The organism is Mesorhizobium sp. ArgA1, assembly GCF_053714375.1.
This window is the reverse complement of the sequence record NZ_JBSKBQ010000013.1, coordinates 108881-126661: the sequence shown is the minus strand read 5'-3', so window position 1 is coordinate 126661 and position 17781 is coordinate 108881. Positions and strand designations below refer to the sequence as shown.

The 17781-nt window shown below is 65.1% G+C and carries 17 protein-coding genes; 11 read left to right on the top strand and 6 right to left on the bottom strand.

From position 1 onward, the window contains the following. Positions 1–22 precede the first annotated feature (22 nt). Positions 23–2020 (top strand): glycoside hydrolase family 127 protein, encoded by a 1998-nt coding sequence (locus ACWGTI_RS24135; protein WP_454589440.1) that lies wholly within the window; start codon positions 23–25, stop codon positions 2018–2020. Position 2021: 1 nt separating this feature from the next. Here the strand turns inward: ACWGTI_RS24135 and ACWGTI_RS24130 are convergent, their stop codons facing one another. The 3 genes from ACWGTI_RS24130 to efp all read right to left on the bottom strand — a co-directional run bounded on the left by ACWGTI_RS24130 (position 2022) and on the right by efp (position 4999). Further along, positions 2022–2822 (bottom strand): endonuclease/exonuclease/phosphatase family protein, encoded by an 801-nt coding sequence (locus ACWGTI_RS24130; RefSeq protein ID WP_454589439.1) that lies wholly within the window; start codon positions 2820–2822, stop codon positions 2022–2024. A gap of 82 nt (positions 2823–2904) precedes the next feature. Then, on the bottom strand, positions 2905–4365 hold the full coding sequence (locus tag ACWGTI_RS24125) for a phospholipase D-like domain-containing protein (RefSeq protein ID WP_454589438.1): 1461 nt from the start codon (positions 4363–4365) through the stop codon (positions 2905–2907). A 64-nt stretch (positions 4366–4429) separates the two neighbouring features. Further along, positions 4430–4999 (bottom strand): elongation factor P, encoded by a 570-nt coding sequence (efp, locus tag ACWGTI_RS24120; RefSeq protein ID WP_454576808.1) that lies wholly within the window; start codon positions 4997–4999, stop codon positions 4430–4432. 159 nt (positions 5000–5158) lie between these two features. Between efp and epmA the strand changes: the two genes are divergently transcribed. The 7 genes from epmA (at position 5159) to lpxK (ending at position 11971) form a co-directional block, all read left to right on the top strand. Further along, positions 5159–6199, top strand: a complete 1041-nt coding sequence (epmA, locus tag ACWGTI_RS24115) for an EF-P lysine aminoacylase EpmA (RefSeq protein ID WP_454589437.1) — start codon at positions 5159–5161, stop codon at positions 6197–6199. Between the two features lie 190 nt (positions 6200–6389). Next, the gene (locus ACWGTI_RS24110; protein ID WP_454589436.1) at positions 6390–7733 is read left to right on the top strand and encodes a TldD/PmbA family protein; all 1344 of its coding nucleotides are present in this window, start codon (positions 6390–6392) and stop codon (positions 7731–7733) included. Then, the gene (locus ACWGTI_RS24105; RefSeq protein WP_454589435.1) at positions 7720–8520 is read left to right on the top strand and encodes a 3'(2'),5'-bisphosphate nucleotidase CysQ; all 801 of its coding nucleotides are present in this window, start codon (positions 7720–7722) and stop codon (positions 8518–8520) included. Before ACWGTI_RS24110 ends, ACWGTI_RS24105 begins: the two co-directional genes overlap by 14 nt. A gap of 68 nt (positions 8521–8588) precedes the next feature. Then, on the top strand, positions 8589–8834 hold the full coding sequence (locus ACWGTI_RS24100; RefSeq protein WP_454589434.1) for a DUF4170 domain-containing protein: 246 nt from the start codon (positions 8589–8591) through the stop codon (positions 8832–8834). A 5-nt stretch (positions 8835–8839) separates the two neighbouring features. Then, positions 8840–9628 carry a lysophospholipid acyltransferase family protein gene (locus ACWGTI_RS24095; RefSeq protein WP_454589433.1) on the top strand — a complete coding sequence of 263 codons (789 nt, stop codon included), beginning with the start codon at positions 8840–8842 and terminating at the stop codon, positions 9626–9628. Then, on the top strand, positions 9625–10941 hold the full coding sequence (waaA, locus tag ACWGTI_RS24090) for a lipid IV(A) 3-deoxy-D-manno-octulosonic acid transferase (RefSeq protein ID WP_454589432.1): 1317 nt from the start codon (positions 9625–9627) through the stop codon (positions 10939–10941). Before ACWGTI_RS24095 ends, waaA begins: the two co-directional genes overlap by 4 nt. Position 10942: 1 nt before the next feature. After that, positions 10943–11971: a tetraacyldisaccharide 4'-kinase gene (lpxK, locus tag ACWGTI_RS24085; protein ID WP_454589431.1), complete on the top strand. Its 1029-nt coding sequence runs from the start codon at positions 10943–10945 to the stop codon at positions 11969–11971. Between the two features lie 25 nt (positions 11972–11996). Here lpxK and ACWGTI_RS24080 read toward each other — a convergent pair whose 3' ends face one another. Continuing rightward, positions 11997–12230 carry a DUF2093 domain-containing protein gene (locus tag ACWGTI_RS24080; RefSeq protein WP_142866990.1) on the bottom strand — a complete coding sequence of 78 codons (234 nt, stop codon included), beginning with the start codon at positions 12228–12230 and terminating at the stop codon, positions 11997–11999. Between the two features lie 131 nt (positions 12231–12361). Here ACWGTI_RS24080 and ACWGTI_RS24075 point away from each other — a divergent pair, with 131 nt between their 5' ends. Then, entirely contained in the window at positions 12362–12961 is a 600-nt protein-coding gene (locus ACWGTI_RS24075) for a hypothetical protein (RefSeq protein ID WP_454589430.1), read from the top strand. A 16-nt stretch (positions 12962–12977) separates the two neighbouring features. Here ACWGTI_RS24075 and ACWGTI_RS24070 read toward each other — a convergent pair whose 3' ends face one another. Next, positions 12978–13904, bottom strand: a complete 927-nt coding sequence (locus ACWGTI_RS24070; protein WP_454589429.1) for a LysR substrate-binding domain-containing protein — start codon at positions 13902–13904, stop codon at positions 12978–12980. 92 nt (positions 13905–13996) lie between these two features. Here ACWGTI_RS24070 and ACWGTI_RS24065 point away from each other — a divergent pair, with 92 nt between their 5' ends. After that, positions 13997–14890, top strand: a complete 894-nt coding sequence (locus ACWGTI_RS24065; RefSeq protein WP_454589428.1) for a DMT family transporter — start codon at positions 13997–13999, stop codon at positions 14888–14890. A gap of 175 nt (positions 14891–15065) precedes the next feature. After that, positions 15066–15791 carry a hypothetical protein gene (locus ACWGTI_RS24060; protein ID WP_454589427.1) on the top strand — a complete coding sequence of 242 codons (726 nt, stop codon included), beginning with the start codon at positions 15066–15068 and terminating at the stop codon, positions 15789–15791. A 69-nt stretch (positions 15792–15860) separates the two neighbouring features. Here ACWGTI_RS24060 and mutL read toward each other — a convergent pair whose 3' ends face one another. Continuing rightward, positions 15861–17708, bottom strand: a complete 1848-nt coding sequence (mutL, locus tag ACWGTI_RS24055; protein WP_454589426.1) for a DNA mismatch repair endonuclease MutL — start codon at positions 17706–17708, stop codon at positions 15861–15863. Between the last annotated feature and the right edge of the window lie 73 nt (positions 17709–17781).

The following is a 17781-nucleotide window of genomic DNA, read 5'->3' as shown; positions in this document are numbered from 1 at the left end:
GCATTCGAATGGAGTTAGGTTGATGACCGCATCGCAATCTGCAATTCAGGCCGGCAAGACGGGCCAAGCAGTAAAGCCCGGCAAACTGAGCCTCGCCTTCCGGCCGCTGCCCGTGCCGCAGGTCGACGTGCGTGGTTTCTGGGGCGACCGAGTCGATGCCGTCGCCTCGCGCACCGCCTCCATCCTCTATGATCGCTGCGTGGAGGCGCGCATGCTGGAGCAGATCGATCCGGACCGGCCGTCGCCCGGTGTCGTCATTCCCTTCCATTCGCCGTCGCCAGACGAGGCGGCCACGCCCGGCTTCACCGGCTCGACGGTGACGACGCAGATGTTCTGGGATTCCGACTGGGGCAAGACCATCGAGACCGCCGCCTATTCGCTCTACCGCCGCCGCAATGACGATCTGGAGAAGAAGATCGACGCCGTCATCGACATGTATGGCAAGCTGCAGCAATCCGACGGTTATCTCTCCAGTTGGTACCAGCGCATCCAGCCCGGCAAGCGGTGGACCAATCTGCGCGACTGCCACGAGCTCTATTGTGCCGGCCATCTGATCGAAGGCGCCGTCGCCTATTTCCAGGCCACGGGCAAGCGCAAGCTGCTCGACATCATGTGCCGCTATGTCGATCATATCGCAGAGAATTTCGGTCCGGAGCCCGGCAAGAAGAAGGGCTATTGCGGCCATGAGGAGATCGAACTGGCGCTGGTCAAGCTGGCGCGGGCGACCGGCCAGCGCAAATACATGGAGCTGGCCAAATACTTCATCGACCAGCGCGGCCAGGAGCCGCATTATTTCGATGAGGAGGCGCGTGCGCGCGGCGCCGACCCGAAGGCCTATCATTTCAAGACCTACGAATACAATCAGTCGCACAAGCCGGTGCGCGAGCAGGACAAGGTTGTCGGCCATGCAGTCAGGGCGATGTACCTTTATTCCGGCATGGCCGACATCGCCACCGAATATGGCGACGATACGCTGCGGGTAGCGCTCGACCGGCTCTGGGACGATCTGACCACCAAGAACCTGTACATCACCGGCGGCATCGGGCCGTCGGCGCACAATGAGGGTTTTACCAGCGATTACGACCTGCCCAATGAAACCGCCTATGCCGAGACCTGTGCCTCGGTGGGCCTGGTGTTCTGGGCCAGCCGCATGCTCGGCATGGGTCCCAACGCGCGCTACGCCGACATGATGGAGCGGGCGCTGTACAACGGCTCGATCTCCGGCCTGTCGCTCGACGGTTCGCTGTTCTTCTACGAAAACCCGCTGGAAAGCCGGGGCAAGCATAGCAGATGGAAATGGCACCGCTGCCCCTGCTGCCCGCCCAATATCGGCCGCATGGTGGCGTCGATCGGCACCTATTTCTACAGCCTTGCCGACGATGCGCTGGCCGTCCACCTCTATGGCGACTCGACGGCGCGTTTCGACATCGCCGGCAAGGCGGTCAGCCTCGTCCAGACCAGCAACTATCCCTGGGACGGCGCGGTCTCGATCCGGGTCGAGCCGGATGCCCCCGTTGAGTTCACGCTGCATCTGCGCGTGCCGTCCTGGTGCCGCAAGGCGACGCTGAAGGTCAACGGTGCGCATGTCGACGCCGCGTCGAACGATGGCTACGCGGCGATCCGGCGCGAGTGGCAAAAGGGCGACCGCGTCGAACTCGACCTCGACATGTCGATCTCGCGCCTGTTCGCCAACCCGCAGGTGCGCCAGGACATCGGCCGTGTAGCACTTGCGCGCGGCCCGTTGATTTACTGCGTCGAAGAGACCGACAATGCCGGCCAACTGCACCGCATCACCTTGCCGCGCACGGCTGAGATCGAGGCGCATCCCGAGCCGAACCTCCTCGGCGGCGTCGTCACCCTCTCGGCCAACGGTAGGCGGGAAACGGCGGAAAACTGGGACAACGGCCTCTATCGCACCGAGGCGCCAGCCGTCGAGCAGGCGAAGCTCACGGCCGTCCCCTATTACGCCTGGGACAATCGTGAGCCCGGCGAGATGGTGGTGTGGTTGCGGGACGGGTGACTTACAGGCTCACGAAAGCCGTCAGCGGCAGGTGATCCGACGCCACCCGCGACAGCGGCGTGTCATGGGCTTCCACCGACGAGACCATGCCGTGCCGGTTGGCCATGATGCGGTCGAGCGCCAGCACCGGCAGGCCTGAGGGGAATGTCGGCACCGCCGGTGGCGTGAAGCCAAAGGTGGCGTGCAGCGTCTTCAGCGCCGAGCGGTTGCCCAGCCGCCACTCGTTGAGGTCGCCGAGCAGCAGGGTCGGCCTTTCATCCTGGCTGCTCATAATGTCGAGCACGACGCGGGCCTGTTCGGAGCGTGAGCGCCGCAACAGGCCGAGATGCGCGGCAATGACGCGCAGCGTGCGCGTTTCGTCGAGGTCGATCTCGGCCACCAGCGCGCCGCGCGGCTCCAGCCCCGGCAGCTTGATCTGATGCACGTCACGCACGGTGCCGCGTTTGAACAGCAGCACATTGCCCCGCCAGCCATGGCCTTTGCCGTTTCCCGAAACCGGCACCGGCACCAGCCCGGTTTCGTGTTCGATCCGGGCAAGATCGAGCAGCCCGGCGCGGTCGCCGAACCGGTTGTCGGCCTCCTGCAGCGCAATGACGTCGGGACCGATTTCGCGGATGACGCGGGCGGTCCGTTCGGGGTCGAATCTGCGGTCGGTGCCGATGCATTTGTGGACATTGTAGGAGGCGACCACCATCTCGGCGCCGTCGACGTGTTTGCGCGGCGTCGCGTTCGCCTTGCGCGCTTTCCTGCCGCGGATCGACAGGAGCACGGTCTCCGGGAGGCTGCGTCCGTTAATGTCCATTGGCCTGCTATTCGATTTCCTTGGTTCTTAGTTTTATGCATGCCGTTATCTCAAAACCGTGACCACTTTTGAGCGACATGCATTAGAGATAGGGCGATCCCAGCCATAGCAACCGGTCAAAGACACGGATGACGAATGGCCGCGCCTTCAGGGTTGCGAGTGTGACGGGTTTGGCCGAGGCGATTGCCGCTTCGATGCGCGCTTCGATCTCGGCGGCAAAGCCTGCATCCAGAACCTCCAGGTCGATCTCGAAATTCAGCCGCAGCGACCGGGCGTCGAGGTTGGAAGAGCCGACATAGGCCCACACGCCATCGACCGACAGCAGCTTCGAATGGTCGAACGATCCCTCATGACGCCAGACACGGCAATAGTGCTTCAGCACCTGGTCGTATTGCGCCGTCATGGCGCGGCCGACCAGGAAGAGATTGTTCACCGCCGGCACGACGATGTCGATCTCGACACCGCGCCTGGCCGCCGTGGTGAGCGCGCTGATAAATTCCCGGTCCGGCAGGAAATAGGGTGACATGATGCGGATCGATTTGCGGGCGACCGAAAATGCCCCCATCAGCAATTTGTGGTTGGTCTCGTTGCTGGCATCCGGCCCCGACGCCACGGCCCGCAGCAGGATCGGCTGACCGGGAGGCGGCGAGGGTTTTTCCACCTGCCAGACCTCGTCCTTGAGGGCTTCGTTGCCGGCAAAACGCCAGTCTTCGGCGGCAACCGCAAACAGGTCTGCCACGACCGGTCCGGTGACCTGGAAATGCGTATCCGCCGAACTGGCGGTTCCCACGAATTCGGCCGAGAATCCCTTGCGGATGTTCATGCCTCCCGTGAAAGCCACCGCACCGTCGACGATCAGAATCTTCCTGTGGGTTCTCAGATTCGCATAGGGAAGTCTCAGGCCCATGACGATGTTGCCGTTGAAGAGATCGACGGTGACGCCGGCTTCCCGGAGAGTCGTGAGAATGCTGGGCACGGAATAGCGCACGCCGACTGCATCGATGAGCACGCGGACGGTTACACCGCGCCGGACCGCGCCGGCCAGCGATTCGACGAAACGCTGCCCGACCTCGTCATTGTCGAATATGTAGGTCTCGAGCAGGACGCTGCGCTTGGCGTCGTCGATCGCCCGGCGCATTGCTGCGTAAGCGTCGTCACCTGTCTTCAGGATGGTGATTGCGTTTCCCGAAAGCAGACCGCGTCGCGCCACCCGGTCGCCCAGTGTCTTCAGGCCGGCAAAACGTTGGCCGAATTGCGCTGAGATAAGCGCTTCCAGCGCAATGTCGCGGTCTTGCTTGGCCGTCTCGGCTTCGCCGGCCACGGGCCGCATGGCGCTGATTGTCGCGCGGCGGATGCGGTTGATGCCGGCAATGGCGTAGATGATCGCGCCCAGGAAGGGCGACAAAAGCATCACACCCACCCAGCCGGTGGCGGCGCGGACGTCTTCCTTCGTCATGATGGCGTGGACGATGCCGATGGCGGCCATCAGCATCGGAATGATCATGAGGATCAGAGGCCAGTAGGTCACAAAGGTCTGCCACATTGGCAGGACTATCGATTGAGCGGCCGCAGAAGGCAATGCAAGGGACTAACCAGGCGCTCGCGCCTCAATCCTTCGCACGCTCCACATAGGAGCCGTCGGCCGTCATCACCACCACGCGGGTGCCGGGGGCGATGTGCGGGGGAACTGCCGTGCGCACGCCGTTGGACAGCACGGCCGGTTTGTAGGACGACGATGCCGTCTGTCCCTTGGTCGTCGGCTCGGTCTCGACCACCTCGAACGTGGCGCGCTGCGGCAGCACCAGGGCAATCGCTATGCCGTTGAACTGCGAGATCTGCACCGCCATCCCTTCGAGCAGGTAAGGCGCCATGTCGCCGACCACGCTTTCCGGCACCGCGACCTGGTCGTAGCTCTCCGGGTTCATGAAGTGATAGCCTTCGCCATCGGCGTAGAGGAAGGTGTGCTCGCGGTCCTCGACATAGGCGCGCTCGACCTGTTCGGTGGTGCGGTAGCGTTCCGAAACCTTCACCCCGTCGGAGATGCGGCGCATGTCGAGCTGGGTGACCGGCGTGCCCTTGCCAGGGTGGATGTTTTCGGCAAAGAGGATCACGTAAAGCTTGCCGTCCTTGTCGACGACGTTGCCTTTACGCAGGGAACTGGCGATGACCTTCACCACGGTTTTCAATCCTAGACTTCGTTGGCCTGAAACGATTGTTCGGCGCAAATCGGCTGCGAGAGCCGTCGCCGTAGCGCATCTTGGCGCGAACCGCCAGCCCTGTCAGCAATTCCGTTGCCCGGCAAAGCCAAGACCTGCAAACCCAAGACCTGCAAACCAATGACCGAGGCTTCGCCCTGGTGGACGCCGGACGTTCACGCCGACCGTCGCCCGCGGCTGATTGCCCGCAACGGTATCGCGGCCGCCATGCGCGACTGGTTTGCCCGCCGCGATTTTGTCGAGGTCGAGACGGCGGCGCTGCAAATCTCGCCCGGCAACGAGGCGCATCTGTCGGCCTTCGCCACCGAGGCGATCGGCGCCGACGGCGCGCGCCGGCCGCTCTATCTCCACACCTCGCCGGAATTCGCCTGCAAGAAGCTGCTTGCCGCCGGCGAAAAGCGCATCTTCAGCCTGGGTGCCGTCTGGCGCAACCGCGAGCGCGGCCACTTGCATCATCCGGAATTCACCATGCTCGAATGGTACCGGGTCGGCGAGACCTATGAGAGCTTGATGGGAGACTGCTCCGAGCTGCTCAAGCTGGCGGCCGAGCGGGCCGGTGCAAAAATCTTCCGATTTCGCGGCCGCGAGGCCGATCCGTTCGCCGACCCGGAACGGCTCAGCGTGGCGGGGGCCTTTACGCGCTACGCCGGCATCGATCTTCTCGCCACGGTGGCGGTGGACGGGAGCACCGACCGCGATGCGCTCCATGAGGCTCTGGTCAAGGCCGGCATGCGCACGGCACAGGATGACAATTGGGCCGATCTGTTCAGCCGCGTGATGGTCGAAAAGGTCGAGCCAATGCTTGGGCAGGGGCGAGCCACCATCCTCTACGGCTATCCGGTCTCGGAGGCAGCCCTTGCCCGGCCGAGCGCCGATGACCCGCGCGTTGCCGAGCGCTTCGAGCTCTATTGCTGCGGCGTCGAGCTCGCCAACGCTTTCGGCGAGCTAACTGACGCGGCCGAGCAGCGCCGGCGCTTCGCCGCCGAAATGGACGAGAAAGAGCGCGTCTATGGCGAGCGCTATCCGCTGGACGAAGACTTTCTCGCAGCCCTCGCCATAATGCCGCAGGCCAGCGGCTCGGCGCTCGGTTTCGATCGGCTGGTGATGCTGGCGACGGGCGCGGCCAGGATCGACGACGTGATCTGGACGCCGGTCGCCTGAAGAACGGGCAGGGCGGCTATCGCCTCCGCGGCCGCTTCCGGCTGCCGTCGCGCCAGCAGATTGGCGCTCTGCTCGGGCGCTATGCCGCAGCGGCGCAATTGCCGGTGCGCCATTGCACAAGCCGCAGCGGGACAATAGATGGTGCAGCAGCCGCGACCGCCCGGCGCGGCTTGAAGCCAGGACCATGCGCATGACGAATACATCAGAGACAGCGAAACTGACCGACCGCGTCGCGGCTCTGGTCGAGGCTGCCAAGCGGGCCGGCGCCGACGCCGCCGATGCGGTCGCCGTGCGCGGCCGCTCGACCGGCGTGTCGGTGCGACTGGGCAAGGTCGAGAACACCGAATCCTCCGAAGGCGACGATGTCTCGCTGCGCGTCTTCATCGGCAACCGGGTGGCGAGCGTGTCGGCGACGGCGGCGTCAGACCCCAAGGCACTGGCCGAGCGCGCCGTGGCGATGGCGAAAGTCTCGCCCGAGGATCCCTATCAGGGTCTCGCCGATCCGGCTTTGCTGGTCGGCAAGGTGCGCGACCTCGATCTGTTCGACGCCACCGAGGTCTCGGCCGATCAATTGAAGGAAGCGGCTTTGGCCGCCGAGGAAGCAGCCCTTGCCGTCAAGGGCGTCACCAATTCGGCCGGCAGCGGCGCCAGCGCTGGTCTCGGCGGGCTGGTGCTCGCGACGTCGAATGGCTTCGTCGGCCACTATGTCGCCTCGCGCTTTTCGCGCTCGGCCAGCGTGATTGCGGGCGAGGGCACCGGCATGGAGCGCGACTACGAATATTCCTCGCACCAGCATTTTTCCGATCTCGATGCGCCGGAACTGATCGGCCGCAAGGCTGGCGAGCGCGCCGTGCGCCGCCTCGGTGCCCGCAAGGCAGCGACCGGTCCGGTCAACGTCGTGTTCGATCCGCGCGTCGCGCGCGGCATTGCCGGCCATCTCGCCGGCGCCATCAACGGCGCTTCGGTGGCGCGCAAGACCAGTTTTCTGCGCGAGATGATGGGCAAGCAGGTCGCATCGGCTGACATCACCGTCACCGACGAGCCGCTCCGGCGTCGCGGCCAGGCCTCGCGTCCCTTCGACGGCGAAGGTGTCGAAGGCGAAGAGCTGCTGATGGTCGAAAACGGCGTGCTGAAGCACTGGTTCCTGTCGACGTCCGCGGCGCGGGAATTGGCGCTGACCACCAACGGACGCGGCGCGCGCAGCGGCTCCTCGGTGTCGCCGTCATCGACCAATCTCGCCATCGAGCCGGGCGACAGGACGCCGGAAGATCTGATCAAGTCGCTGAAATCAGGTTTTTATGTCACCGAAGTGTTCGGCCAGGGCGTCGACATGGTGACTGGGGAATACAGCCGAGGTGCGTCGGGCTTCTGGATCGACAATGGCGAGCTGGCCTATCCGGTGGCCGAGGTGACCATTGCCTCCAATTTGAAGACGATGTTCCTCAACATGGTGCCGGCGAGCGACCTCGACCGCAATTTCGGCACCGCCGCACCGACGCTGCTGATCGAAGGCATGACCCTTGCCGGCGCGTGACCCGGTCATATCAGCTGCAGAAGACCTCGAGCTTTTGCGCGATGCCGCCCGCGATGCCGGCGCCATCGCCATGCGCTATTTCGGCAAGAACCCGCAAGTGTGGATGAAGGGCGGCACCTCGCCGGTCAGCGAAGCCGACCATGCGGCCGACGCCTATCTGCGTGAAACCCTGCTTGCGGCGCGGCCGGATTATGGCTGGCTGTCGGAGGAGACGACGGACGATCCTGCGCGGCTGCAGGCACGCCGCACCTTCGTCGTCGATCCCATAGACGGCACGCGCGGCTTCCTCGAAGGCCTGCGCTCCTGGTGCGTCAGCGTCGCCGTGGTCGAGGGCGGCGGCACGCTTGCCGGCGTGCTCGAATGTCCGGCCATGGACGAAACCTATTGGGCGATGCCTGCCCATGGCGCTTTCCGCAACGGCAAACCGATTGCCGTGCGCCAGCCGGCCGAGACGGTCGAAATCGGCGGGCTGAAGCAGCTGATCGACCTGATGCCGGCGGAGTGGCAGGGCAGGGTGCGGCGCGCGGCTCATATTCCCTCGCTTGCCTACCGGCTGGCGATGGTCGCCAACGGCACGCTCGACGCCACCTTCGTCAAGCCCAACGCACATGACTGGGATATTGCCGCCGCTGATCTCATCTTGCGCGAGGCCGGCGGCGCCTTGCTCGACGGGCACGGCCGCGCGCCGCTTTACGCCGGCGAAGTGATCTGCCACGGAGCGCTGGTCGCCGGCAGTGGCGAACTGTTGACCGTGCTTGCCGGCGTCATTGCCGGTACGGAAGCGTGATCGAAGGTTCCAAAGTCGACGGCTTTGGTCTAGACCTGTCGCAAACTCACAATATGTGAAGGACCGAAATGGCCGCGGAAGACGGAAAGAAACAGCTTTTGCACCTGGTGTTCGGCGGCGAGCTGAAGAAGCTGGGCGGCACCGAGTTCCGCGATCTCGACGCGCTCGACATTGTCGGCGTCTATCCGGATTACCAAACCGCGCACGCCGCGTGGAAAGCCAAGGCGCAAGCCAGCGTGGACAACGCCCATATGCGCTATTTCGTGGTTCATCTGCACCGGCTGCTCGACCCTGAAAGCAAGGTCGGCAGTTGACAGCGATGGAGCAAGAAGCGGTGAAAGGGCAGCCCACCGGCGCCGCGGTCGGAAGAAGACGCGGCGGCAGTACGAGGACGTTCTGGCGCAAGATCCGCGAGCCGTTGGCGCAGTCGCGAATCGTCAAGAGCATCATCGTCAGCCTGCTTGCATGGTTCGTCCGCCTGGTGCGGCTGACCAACCGCGTGGTCGAAGGCTCGGCGAAGTTTTCAGGCGGCGCCTACGCCGAGTTCGAGCCCGGCATCATCGCGCTCTGGCATGGCCAGCATTTGCTCACCCCTGCCTATTATCCTAAGGGGCGGCCGCTGGTCGCCATGGTCTCGCGCAGCGCCGATGCCGAACTCAACGCGCTGATGATCGAAAAATTCGGCATCGAGGCGGTGCGCGGTTCCGGTGGTCGCGACAGCTCGAAGCATCTCGACAAGGGCGGCGCCAAGGCGCTCATTGCCCTGAAAAAGTCACTCGTCGCCGGCAAGAACGTCGCCATGATCGCCGACATTCCCCACGGCACGCCGCGCGACGCGGGGCTTGGCATCGTTCTCCTGGCGCGGCTTTCCGGCCGGCCGATCATGCCTGCCGCCATCGCCACCAGCCGCCGCAAGGTGCTGGAACGGAGCTGGGACAAGACCACCATCAACCTGCCGTTCGGCCGCTCCTCGATCGTCATCGGAACGCCGGTGTTCGTGCCGGCCAATGCCGACGAGGCCGAAATGGAGCGTAAGCGCGTGGAAGTCACCGCCGCGCTCAATGCCGCGACCGCCGAGGCCTATCGCCTCGTGGACGGCAATCCATGAGCGAGCGCTGGGCGCGCGCCTTCCTGACGGCGTATCGCTTCGCCGGAGCGGCCGCCTATCCGCTGATCGGGCCTTACGTCGCCTGGCGCACGTCGCAGGGCAAGGAGGATCGAAGCCGCAGCCGCGAGCGCTATGGCGTTGCCGGGCGACCACGGCCTGATGGGCCGGTGATCTGGATCCATGCGGCAAGCGTCGGCGAGACCATTGCGGTCGTGCCCTTGGTGCAAAGCATCCTCGACTACGGCGTCAACATCGTGCTGACGACGGGCACGGTGACCTCGGCGCAGGTCGCCGACGAGCGGCTCGGCGACCGCATCATCCACCAATATGTCCCGCTTGACCTCAAGCCGGCGGTCAGCCGCTTCCTCGATCACTGGCGGCCGGACCTGGCGATCATCGCCGAATCCGAGATCTGGCCGATGACCATCCTCGAGCTCGGCGCCCGCCGGGTGCCGCAGGTGCTGGTCAACGGCCGGCTGTCCGACCGCTCGTTCAAATCCTGGAAGAAGCGCGCCAACATCGCCGAGGCGCTGTTCGAGAACCTCGCCCATGTCGTCGCCCAGTCGGATGTCGACGGCGAACGGTTTCGCGCGCTTGGTGCCAGGCCGGTCACCGTGTCCGGCAACCTCAAGGTCGACACCCTGCCGCCGCCGGTCGACGAAAGGATGCTGGCGACGCTGAAGCGCCAGATCGCCGGCCGCCCGACATGGGCGGCGATCTCGACCCATGACGGCGAGGAAGTGGTCGCGGCGGAAGTCCACGCCACGCTCTACAAGCGCCACCATGGCCTGCTCACGATCATCGTCCCGCGCCATCCCGACCGCGCCGAAGCGCTTGCCGCGCAGATTTCGGGCATGGGGCTGAAGCTGGCGCGGCGCAGCAAGGGCGACAGGATCACCGCCGACACCGATATCCTGCTCGGCGACACGATCGGCGAGATGGGGCTTTATCTCCGGCTGACGGAAATCGCCTTTGTCGGCCGCTCGCTGACCTCGGAAGGCGGCCAGAACCCGCTGGAGCCGGCCATGCTCGACACTGCTGTGCTTGCCGGCCGCAACGTCCAGAATTTCCGCGAAGCCTATCAGCGCCTCCTCGACAGCGGCGGCGCCAAGCTGGTGCGCGACCGCGACATGCTGGCCGGCGCCGTCAATTTCCTGCTGAGCAATGAAGTCGCCCGCCATGAGATGATGGCGGCCGGTGCCGCCACCGTCGACCAGATGCGCGGGGCGCTGGCGCACACGCTGAAGTCGCTCGAGCCTTATATCCAGCCTCTGATCGTCAAGTCGCGCCTGAAGGGCGCCGACGGGCGATAGGATGGCCTCCGAAGCACCACCTTTCTGGTGGGAAGCCCCGGACTGGCGGGTCTTTGCGTTGTCGCCGCTATCGGCGGCCTATGCCTTCGTCGCCGGCCGCCGCATGCGTCGGGCGGCGCGCGAAAAGATCGACGCGCCAGTGCTTTGCGTCGGCAATTTCACCGTCGGCGGCAGCGGCAAGACGCCGGTAGCGATCGCACTGGCAAAACAGGCCAGGCGCATGCAGCTCAATCCCGGGTTCCTGTCGCGCGGCCACGGCGGCTCGTTCGCGCAGCCGCATGTCGTCGATATCAATCACGACGCCGCCAAGCATGTCGGCGACGAGCCGCTGCTTTTGGCCGAGCATGCGCCGGTCGCGGTGAGCCCCAACCGCGCCGCCGGCGCCAAACTGCTTATGGAAGCCCATGGCTGCGATTTCCTGATTATGGATGACGGCTTTCAGAGCGCGCGCATCCATATCGATTATGCGCTGGTCGTCGTTGACGCGCGCTACGGCATCGGCAATGGCCGCGTCATTCCAGGCGGGCCGCTGCGAGCCAACATTGTCGACCAGCTGGTGTTCACCGACGGGCTGCTGAAGATGGGCGAGGGCACCGCCGCCGACCAGGTCGTGCGCCAGGCGGCGCGCGCCGGCCGGCCGATCTTCGAGGCACATGCCGAGCCAGCCGGCAGGGAACGCTTCGCAGGCCGGCGTTTGTTCGCCTTTGCCGGCATCGGCCATCCTGAAAAATTCTTCGATACGCTGCGCGGCACCGGCGCAGACGTGGCGCTGACCCGGTCGTTTCCCGACCATCATTTCTATGCCCCCGACGAACTCACCGAGCTGGCGGCAACCGCGCGCCGCGAGGGACTAGGCCTCGTCACCACCGCCAAGGACGCCGCCCGGCTGCGCCATGGCGCAGCGTCGGCCGAATTCCTTGGCCAGCTCGACGTGCTGGAGATCGACGCCACGTTCGAGCTCGACAACGTTCCGGAGCGCATCATCGACGAGACGCTGGATGCCTGGCGCCAGCGGAGGTTGCGGGGCTGAGTTCGGCTCGGCAGAAGGGCTGGCGTCAGCGCCGGCTGCGCATTTCCGGATGCGTCTCGATCTCGCGGCGCAGCGAGGCGGCGGCGCTGACATAGGGTTCCTGCCTGGCGACGCTCCAGTATTTCAGCTCGTCCAGCGGGATGCTCTCACCGGTCACCGCGCAGCGCACGAATGCGCCGGGGCTGGTGACCTGGAAGTCGCCGTCGAGATAGCGGATCCGGGCTTCCTTGCCGCCAGGGCCTTCGAAGCGGTTCATCATGGGGTGGTGCCAAATGGGGCGGTGACTGACTTCATGCTGATTTCATCGCCATAAATTGCCGGCAAGGTCAAGCTTGACGCAATGCTGAGGCTCTATTGTCGCGCCGCAAACCCCGTTTTCATGGGACCGGCATGGACATTTCATCCGCCCGCCTGACCGCTCTGCTGCGCGAAGCCATGGTATTGGCGGCGATGCCGTCGGCCAAGGCCGATCCGGCGAAAGCAGCGCTTGTCAAGGCTCTGGCGCAGCCGCCGGCTCCGTCCGGCGCGCCTTTGCCGCCGGCAGCGACGCCGGCTCTGCAGGCACTGTTGTCCGCCACTCCCGCCAAAGCGCAGCAGACAGGATCCACTGAGGTCCTGCAGGCCTATCTGGCAATTGCTGAACCAGGCGCCGAGGCGCCAGATGATGCGGGGCCGCCGATAAGAGCCGCGGCGCCTGCACCGGCAAACGACGACGCACAGAGCGGTCTGAATATGCCGCCGGCACGGGTCGACGACGGCGCCGCCGCAAAACCCGCAGGCCTGCCATGGCTGGCCTTTCTCGTCCCCGAGGTTTCACCGCGACGCCGCGCCTCTGGCACCGACGCTGCGGCGAAGCGCGGGCAGGCGACGTCGCGAGTGAATGACGCGACGCGGCCCGGAGACAGGCGGCAGATGCGTGTCGGCCTGTTGACGCTGGCGGTCGGGTTTCTGGCCGTCGCGGTTGCTGGCTTCGTTCTGGTGCTGCGCTGAGTGCCGAACGTTGATCCTACCGTTCGGCTTCGAGGAACGCTTCCATCTTGTCCAAAGCCAGCCCCGCCTCGACGGCGATGCGGCGCGAAAGTTCTGCGGCAGCCGTGCGCGGCCGCCCCAGCGGCCGGTCGAGCCAATACGACACCGGGTTGAGCGCGGTGCGGTCGTCGACCGCGACGATGCGGCCCGTATCCAGCTGATGCCCTGTCAGTGGCGGCCGCGCCAATGCGATGCCGAGCCCATAGGCGGCGGCATCAAGCACCAGATTGTAGTCCTCGAAACGGCGGTCTTGTGGGCGCGGGCGATAGTCCATGCCTTGCGCGGCAAACCAGGCGCGCCAGCCGGAAGCGTCGGAATCGTTGATCAGCGGAAATCTGAGCAGCCGGGCCGGGTCGCCGCGGCCGATCTCATCGGCAAGGCCAGGGGCGGCGACGGGAAAGACATATTCCTCGAACAGCTTCACCGAGATCCGGCCCGGAATGCCGCCACGGCCGCAACGGATCGACAGGTCAATGCCTTCATCGGCAAGGTCGGCCTGGCGGATGTCGACATCGAGGACGATGCGCAGCTTGCTGGGATTGTTCTCCAGCGCCGCCATGCGCGGCATCAGCCACAGCCCGCTGACCGAGGGGATCGAGGTCAGCCGCACCACGGCAGTGCCGCGCGGTTCGACCCAGCGGTCGGAATGGGTGGAGATCAGCGCAAAGGCTTCCGCCGTGCGCAGATGCAGGCGGTTGCCCTCGATGGTCAGGGAAACGCCGCGCGCGCCGCGGTCGAACACTTTCAGACCCAGCCAGTCCTCCAGCTTGGCGATCTGCCTGCTGACGGCGCCATGGGTGATGTTGAGTTTCTCGGCCGCGGCCGAAAAGCTCCCGGTGCGTGCCGCCGCATCGAAGGCGCGCAGCGTCTCGAGCGGAACCATTGTGTCTGAGCTGTGATCCATAGTCACAGGTGATCCTCGATTTGATCGTTTGTCAACGGCGCCAAAAAGGCGCTTTCTGCCTTTCAACCCCCTAGAAACCTGAGGACAGACAGATGAGCGCAACCACCAGCACGTCGAATCCGACACAGCGGATGGACACCACGGCAGCCATCGCGGTGGCGTTGACGGTGGTCGGCTGGGCTTCGGCCTTTCCCGCCATCAGGGCCGGCCTCGCCGCCTTCGGGCCGCTGGAACTCGGTGCGCTGCGCTTTGCCATTGCCGCGGTGCCGGCGGCGATCCTTCTTGCCGTCAAGCGCCCGGCGCTGCCGCGGCTCGACGAAGTGTGGCGCCTCGTCTTTGGCGGCGCCATCTTCGTCGCGCTCTACACTGTCATGCTCAACTACGGCGAACTGACCGTGTCGGCAGGTGCCGCCGGTTTCATCATCAATGTCAGCCCGATCTTTACCGCGATCATGGCGATGGCATTGCTCGGCGAGCGCTTCTCAGGCTGGGCCTGGTTCGGCACGGCCATTTCCTTTGCCGGCATCGGCATCATCGCCGTGGCCGACGGCAATGGCCTGCATTTCGACACCGGCGCGCTGTTGGTTCTTGGCTCCGCGCTGTGCTCGGCCGTCAACACGATCGTCCAGAAGCCGCTGTTTGCCCGCCATCACCCGCTGACCATCTCGGCCTCGAACATGATCCTCGGTGCTCTTTGCCTGGCGCCCTTTCTGCCAAGCGGCTTTGCGCAGGCAGCGGTCGCCAACACAGCCGGGATCGGCGCGGTGATCTTTCTCGGCATCGTGCCCAGCCTGATCGCCTATGCCGCCTGGGCAACCGCTCTGTCGCGTCTCCCGGCGGCGCGCGCTTCAAACTTCCTCTATCTGGTCTCGCCCATGTCTGCCCTGATCGGCTTCTTCTGGCTAGGCGAAGTCCCGACGCTGCTCGGCATCCTCGGCGGCGCGCTGGCGCTCGGCGGCGTCATCGTGGTGAATTTGAAGCGCTAGATCAGAGGGTTGGACCCGTTTCCCGAATCAAAGTGAAAGCCACGCCGAAGTTTGGCGGCTCACGAGACAGCCGAGTGTCGCTGCAATGCAGACATGACCCCGCCGGGTGGATATGGTGAGTTGCATTCACTTGGGGGGCGGGATGGTAAGGCAGTTCGTATCGGCCGTATTTTGCTTGTTGCTGCTCAGCGGTAAAGCCTGGGCGGGTTGGTATCACGTGGAGAACTATGTAGGCTCCATTGGCCCCGACCCCGTCCATCTCTCCTTGCAGACCTACACGTTCGGCAGTGGCCTCACGGTCCAGGGCAGTCTCTTCTACGACGCCAAGCAAAGTCCGATCGCGCTCTACGGCAAAGCCAACGGCGCCAGCATCTCACTTTGCGAGATTGCGGATGACAAGGACTTCCAGCGCGTCATCGTCATGGGCTCCAAAACGCCCTTCGACGTCACCGGATGCCCTTTTGCTCTCGAACTCGGCGATGGCGTCCTGACGGGGAGCTGGAACAAGGGCGCGGATACATATCCGGTCGCGTTGAAGAGGGTCGCGAACCTGGACGACATTGGCGAGGGGAAGATCGACGGAGTCGTAGAAATTCCCTTCTGGGCGCAGACGGCTCGTGACAGGTTCGCCGGTGTCTACACCAACACCAGCGCCGGCCTCTGCATGGCGAAGGTGCAGGTCATCAAAAAGCGCAGCGGGAAAGTCGTCCAGGAAATCGCCTTCAAAGATGACGACGCATGCAGTGCCGGCATGCTGATGACGTCCATCTACAGGAACGTTGAGAAGTGGGTCGAGGGAGGCAAGAACGTCATTTCCGTGAATTTTCGAGGTGGGGGCGCCGGAACCACGATCGACTACGTCTTCAACTCCAAGGCGAAGAAATACCTCAAGAAGAAATAGCTCCCTACCTCCCCCTTGTGAGGAGGTCGGACCGAAGGTCCGGGTTGGGACTGCGCCCTATGCGATTATTCACCGCCGCCCGAACAGCCGCTCGATATCGGCGAGCTTGAGCTCGATATAGGTCGGGCGGCCGTGGTTGCAGGTGCCGGATCCCGGCGTCGCCTCCATCTGGCGCAGCAGCGCGTTCATCTCTTCGGGTTTGAGCAGGCGGCCGGAACGGACCGAGCCGTGGCAGGCCATGGTGGCCGCGATCTTGTCCAGCCGCTCCTTCAGCGTCTCGACCGTTTCGTTGTCGGCGATCTCGTCGGCGAGGTCGCGCACCAGTTGCTGGACATTGGTTTCGCCCAGCATTGACGGCGTCTCTCGCACCGCCACTGCACCAGGGCCGAAGCGCTCGATGCCGAGGCCGAAGCGGGCCAGCGTTTCGAAGTGCAAAGCCAGCCGCTCGGCATCCTCCTCCGGCAGGTCGACGATCTCCGGCAACAGCAGCATTTGCGAGGGCACCGCGCGCGAATGCAGTGCATTCTTCAGCGCCTCATAGACCAGCCGCTCATGCGCCGCATGCTGGTCGACGATGACCAGCGAATCCCTGGTTTGCGCCACGATATAGTTCTCATGCACCTGCGCGCGGGCAGCACCCAGTGCTGTGCCAAGCAGCGTCTCGGCCGGCTCGGCTGTGCCGGCACGCGCGTCGGCGCTGGCGAGCGGGCCGGCATCGAACGCCGCCTGATCGTTTTCGCGAAAGCCGTCGAAGCCCATATCCAGCGGCCGCTGCGGCGAGCGGTCGAAACCGGCAAAGCCCGACGCGCGAGTGGCCGCGTCGTAGCTGCGATGACCATTGGCCGGGCCGGCATGGGCATACGAAGCAGCACCCGGCCGGAACGCTGCCATCATCCCGGCAGCCCCGCTGGTGGCAGCGCGGATGCCTGCATTGGCCAGCGCCTCGCGGATGGCGCCGACGATCAGCCCGCGCACCAGACCTGGGTCGCGGAAGCGCACATCGGCCTTGGCCGGGTGGACGTTGACGTCGACGGTCGCCGGATCGAGCGTCAGGAACAGCACGGTGACAGCATGGCGGTCGCGCGGCAGCACATCGGCGAAGGCGCCGCGAATGGCGCCGGCGATCAACTTGTCGCGCACCGGCCGGCCGTTGACATAGGCATATTGCTGCAGCGCGTTGGCGCGGGTGAAGGACGGGATCGAGACGTGGCCGGTCAGATGCACGCCGTCGCGGCTGGCGTCGATAGCAATGGAATTGTCGGGGAACTCGCCGCCCATGACCTGGGCGACGCGGCGCAGGCTGCCTTCCGCGCTGTCGTCGGTCGCCGGCAATTCCAGCGTCGAGCGGTCGGAGCCGGCCAGCGTGAAGCGCACGGCGGGGAAGGCGATGGCGATGCGCTTGACCACATCGCTGGTCGCCGAACTTTCCGCCCTCTCGCCTTTCATGAATTTGAGCCTTGCCGGCGTGGCGAAGAACAGGTCGCGCACCTCGACCGTTGTGCCACGGTTGGCAGCAGCTGGCCTGACGGCGGAAACCCGGCCACCTTCGATGCCGATCTCGGCGGCCGCATCACCGGAGGCCGTGCGCGAGCGGATCGACAGCCGCGCCACCGAGCCGATCGACGGCAGCGCCTCGCCGCGGAAGCCGAGCGAGCGGATGTCGTGAATGTTGTCGGCAAGCTTGGAGGTGCAATGGCGCGCAATCGCCAGCGAAAGCTCCGGTTCGGGGATGCCCGAGCCGTCATCGGTGACGCGGATCAGGTTGAGTCCACCGCCGGCAGTGATGACCTCAACGCGAGTGGCGCCGGCATCGAGCGCGTTCTCAACCAGTTCCTTCACCACGCTCGCCGGACGCTCGATGACTTCGCCGGCGGCGATCTGGTTGATCATCGTTTCGGAAAGCTGGCGAATGGGCATCGGGCACTATAGGCGGATTCGAGACGGGTGCGGAAGCGTCTGATCCTTCACAACTATGGAGATGCTAGCGGGA

Coding starts and splice junctions, on each gene's coding strand:
- ACWGTI_RS24135 (WP_454589440.1), top strand. CDS start 23: ATGACCGCATCGCAATCTGCAATTCAGGCCGGCAAGACGGGCCAAGCA.
- ACWGTI_RS24130 (WP_454589439.1), bottom strand. CDS start 2,822: ATGGACATTAACGGACGCAGCCTCCCGGAGACCGTGCTCCTGTCGATC.
- ACWGTI_RS24125 (WP_454589438.1), bottom strand. CDS start 4,365: ATGTGGCAGACCTTTGTGACCTACTGGCCTCTGATCCTCATGATCATT.
- epmA (WP_454589437.1), top strand. CDS start 5,159: ATGACCGAGGCTTCGCCCTGGTGGACGCCGGACGTTCACGCCGACCGT.
- ACWGTI_RS24110 (WP_454589436.1), top strand. CDS start 6,390: ATGACGAATACATCAGAGACAGCGAAACTGACCGACCGCGTCGCGGCT.
- ACWGTI_RS24100 (WP_454589434.1), top strand. CDS start 8,589: ATGGCCGCGGAAGACGGAAAGAAACAGCTTTTGCACCTGGTGTTCGGC.
- ACWGTI_RS24095 (WP_454589433.1), top strand. CDS start 8,840: ATGGAGCAAGAAGCGGTGAAAGGGCAGCCCACCGGCGCCGCGGTCGGA.
- waaA (WP_454589432.1), top strand. CDS start 9,625: ATGAGCGAGCGCTGGGCGCGCGCCTTCCTGACGGCGTATCGCTTCGCC.
- lpxK (WP_454589431.1), top strand. CDS start 10,943: ATGGCCTCCGAAGCACCACCTTTCTGGTGGGAAGCCCCGGACTGGCGG.
- ACWGTI_RS24080 (WP_142866990.1), bottom strand. CDS start 12,230: ATGATGAACCGCTTCGAAGGCCCTGGCGGCAAGGAAGCCCGGATCCGC.
- ACWGTI_RS24075 (WP_454589430.1), top strand. CDS start 12,362: ATGGACATTTCATCCGCCCGCCTGACCGCTCTGCTGCGCGAAGCCATG.
- ACWGTI_RS24070 (WP_454589429.1), bottom strand. CDS start 13,904: ATGGATCACAGCTCAGACACAATGGTTCCGCTCGAGACGCTGCGCGCC.
- ACWGTI_RS24065 (WP_454589428.1), top strand. CDS start 13,997: ATGAGCGCAACCACCAGCACGTCGAATCCGACACAGCGGATGGACACC.
- mutL (WP_454589426.1), bottom strand. CDS start 17,708: ATGCCCATTCGCCAGCTTTCCGAAACGATGATCAACCAGATCGCCGCC.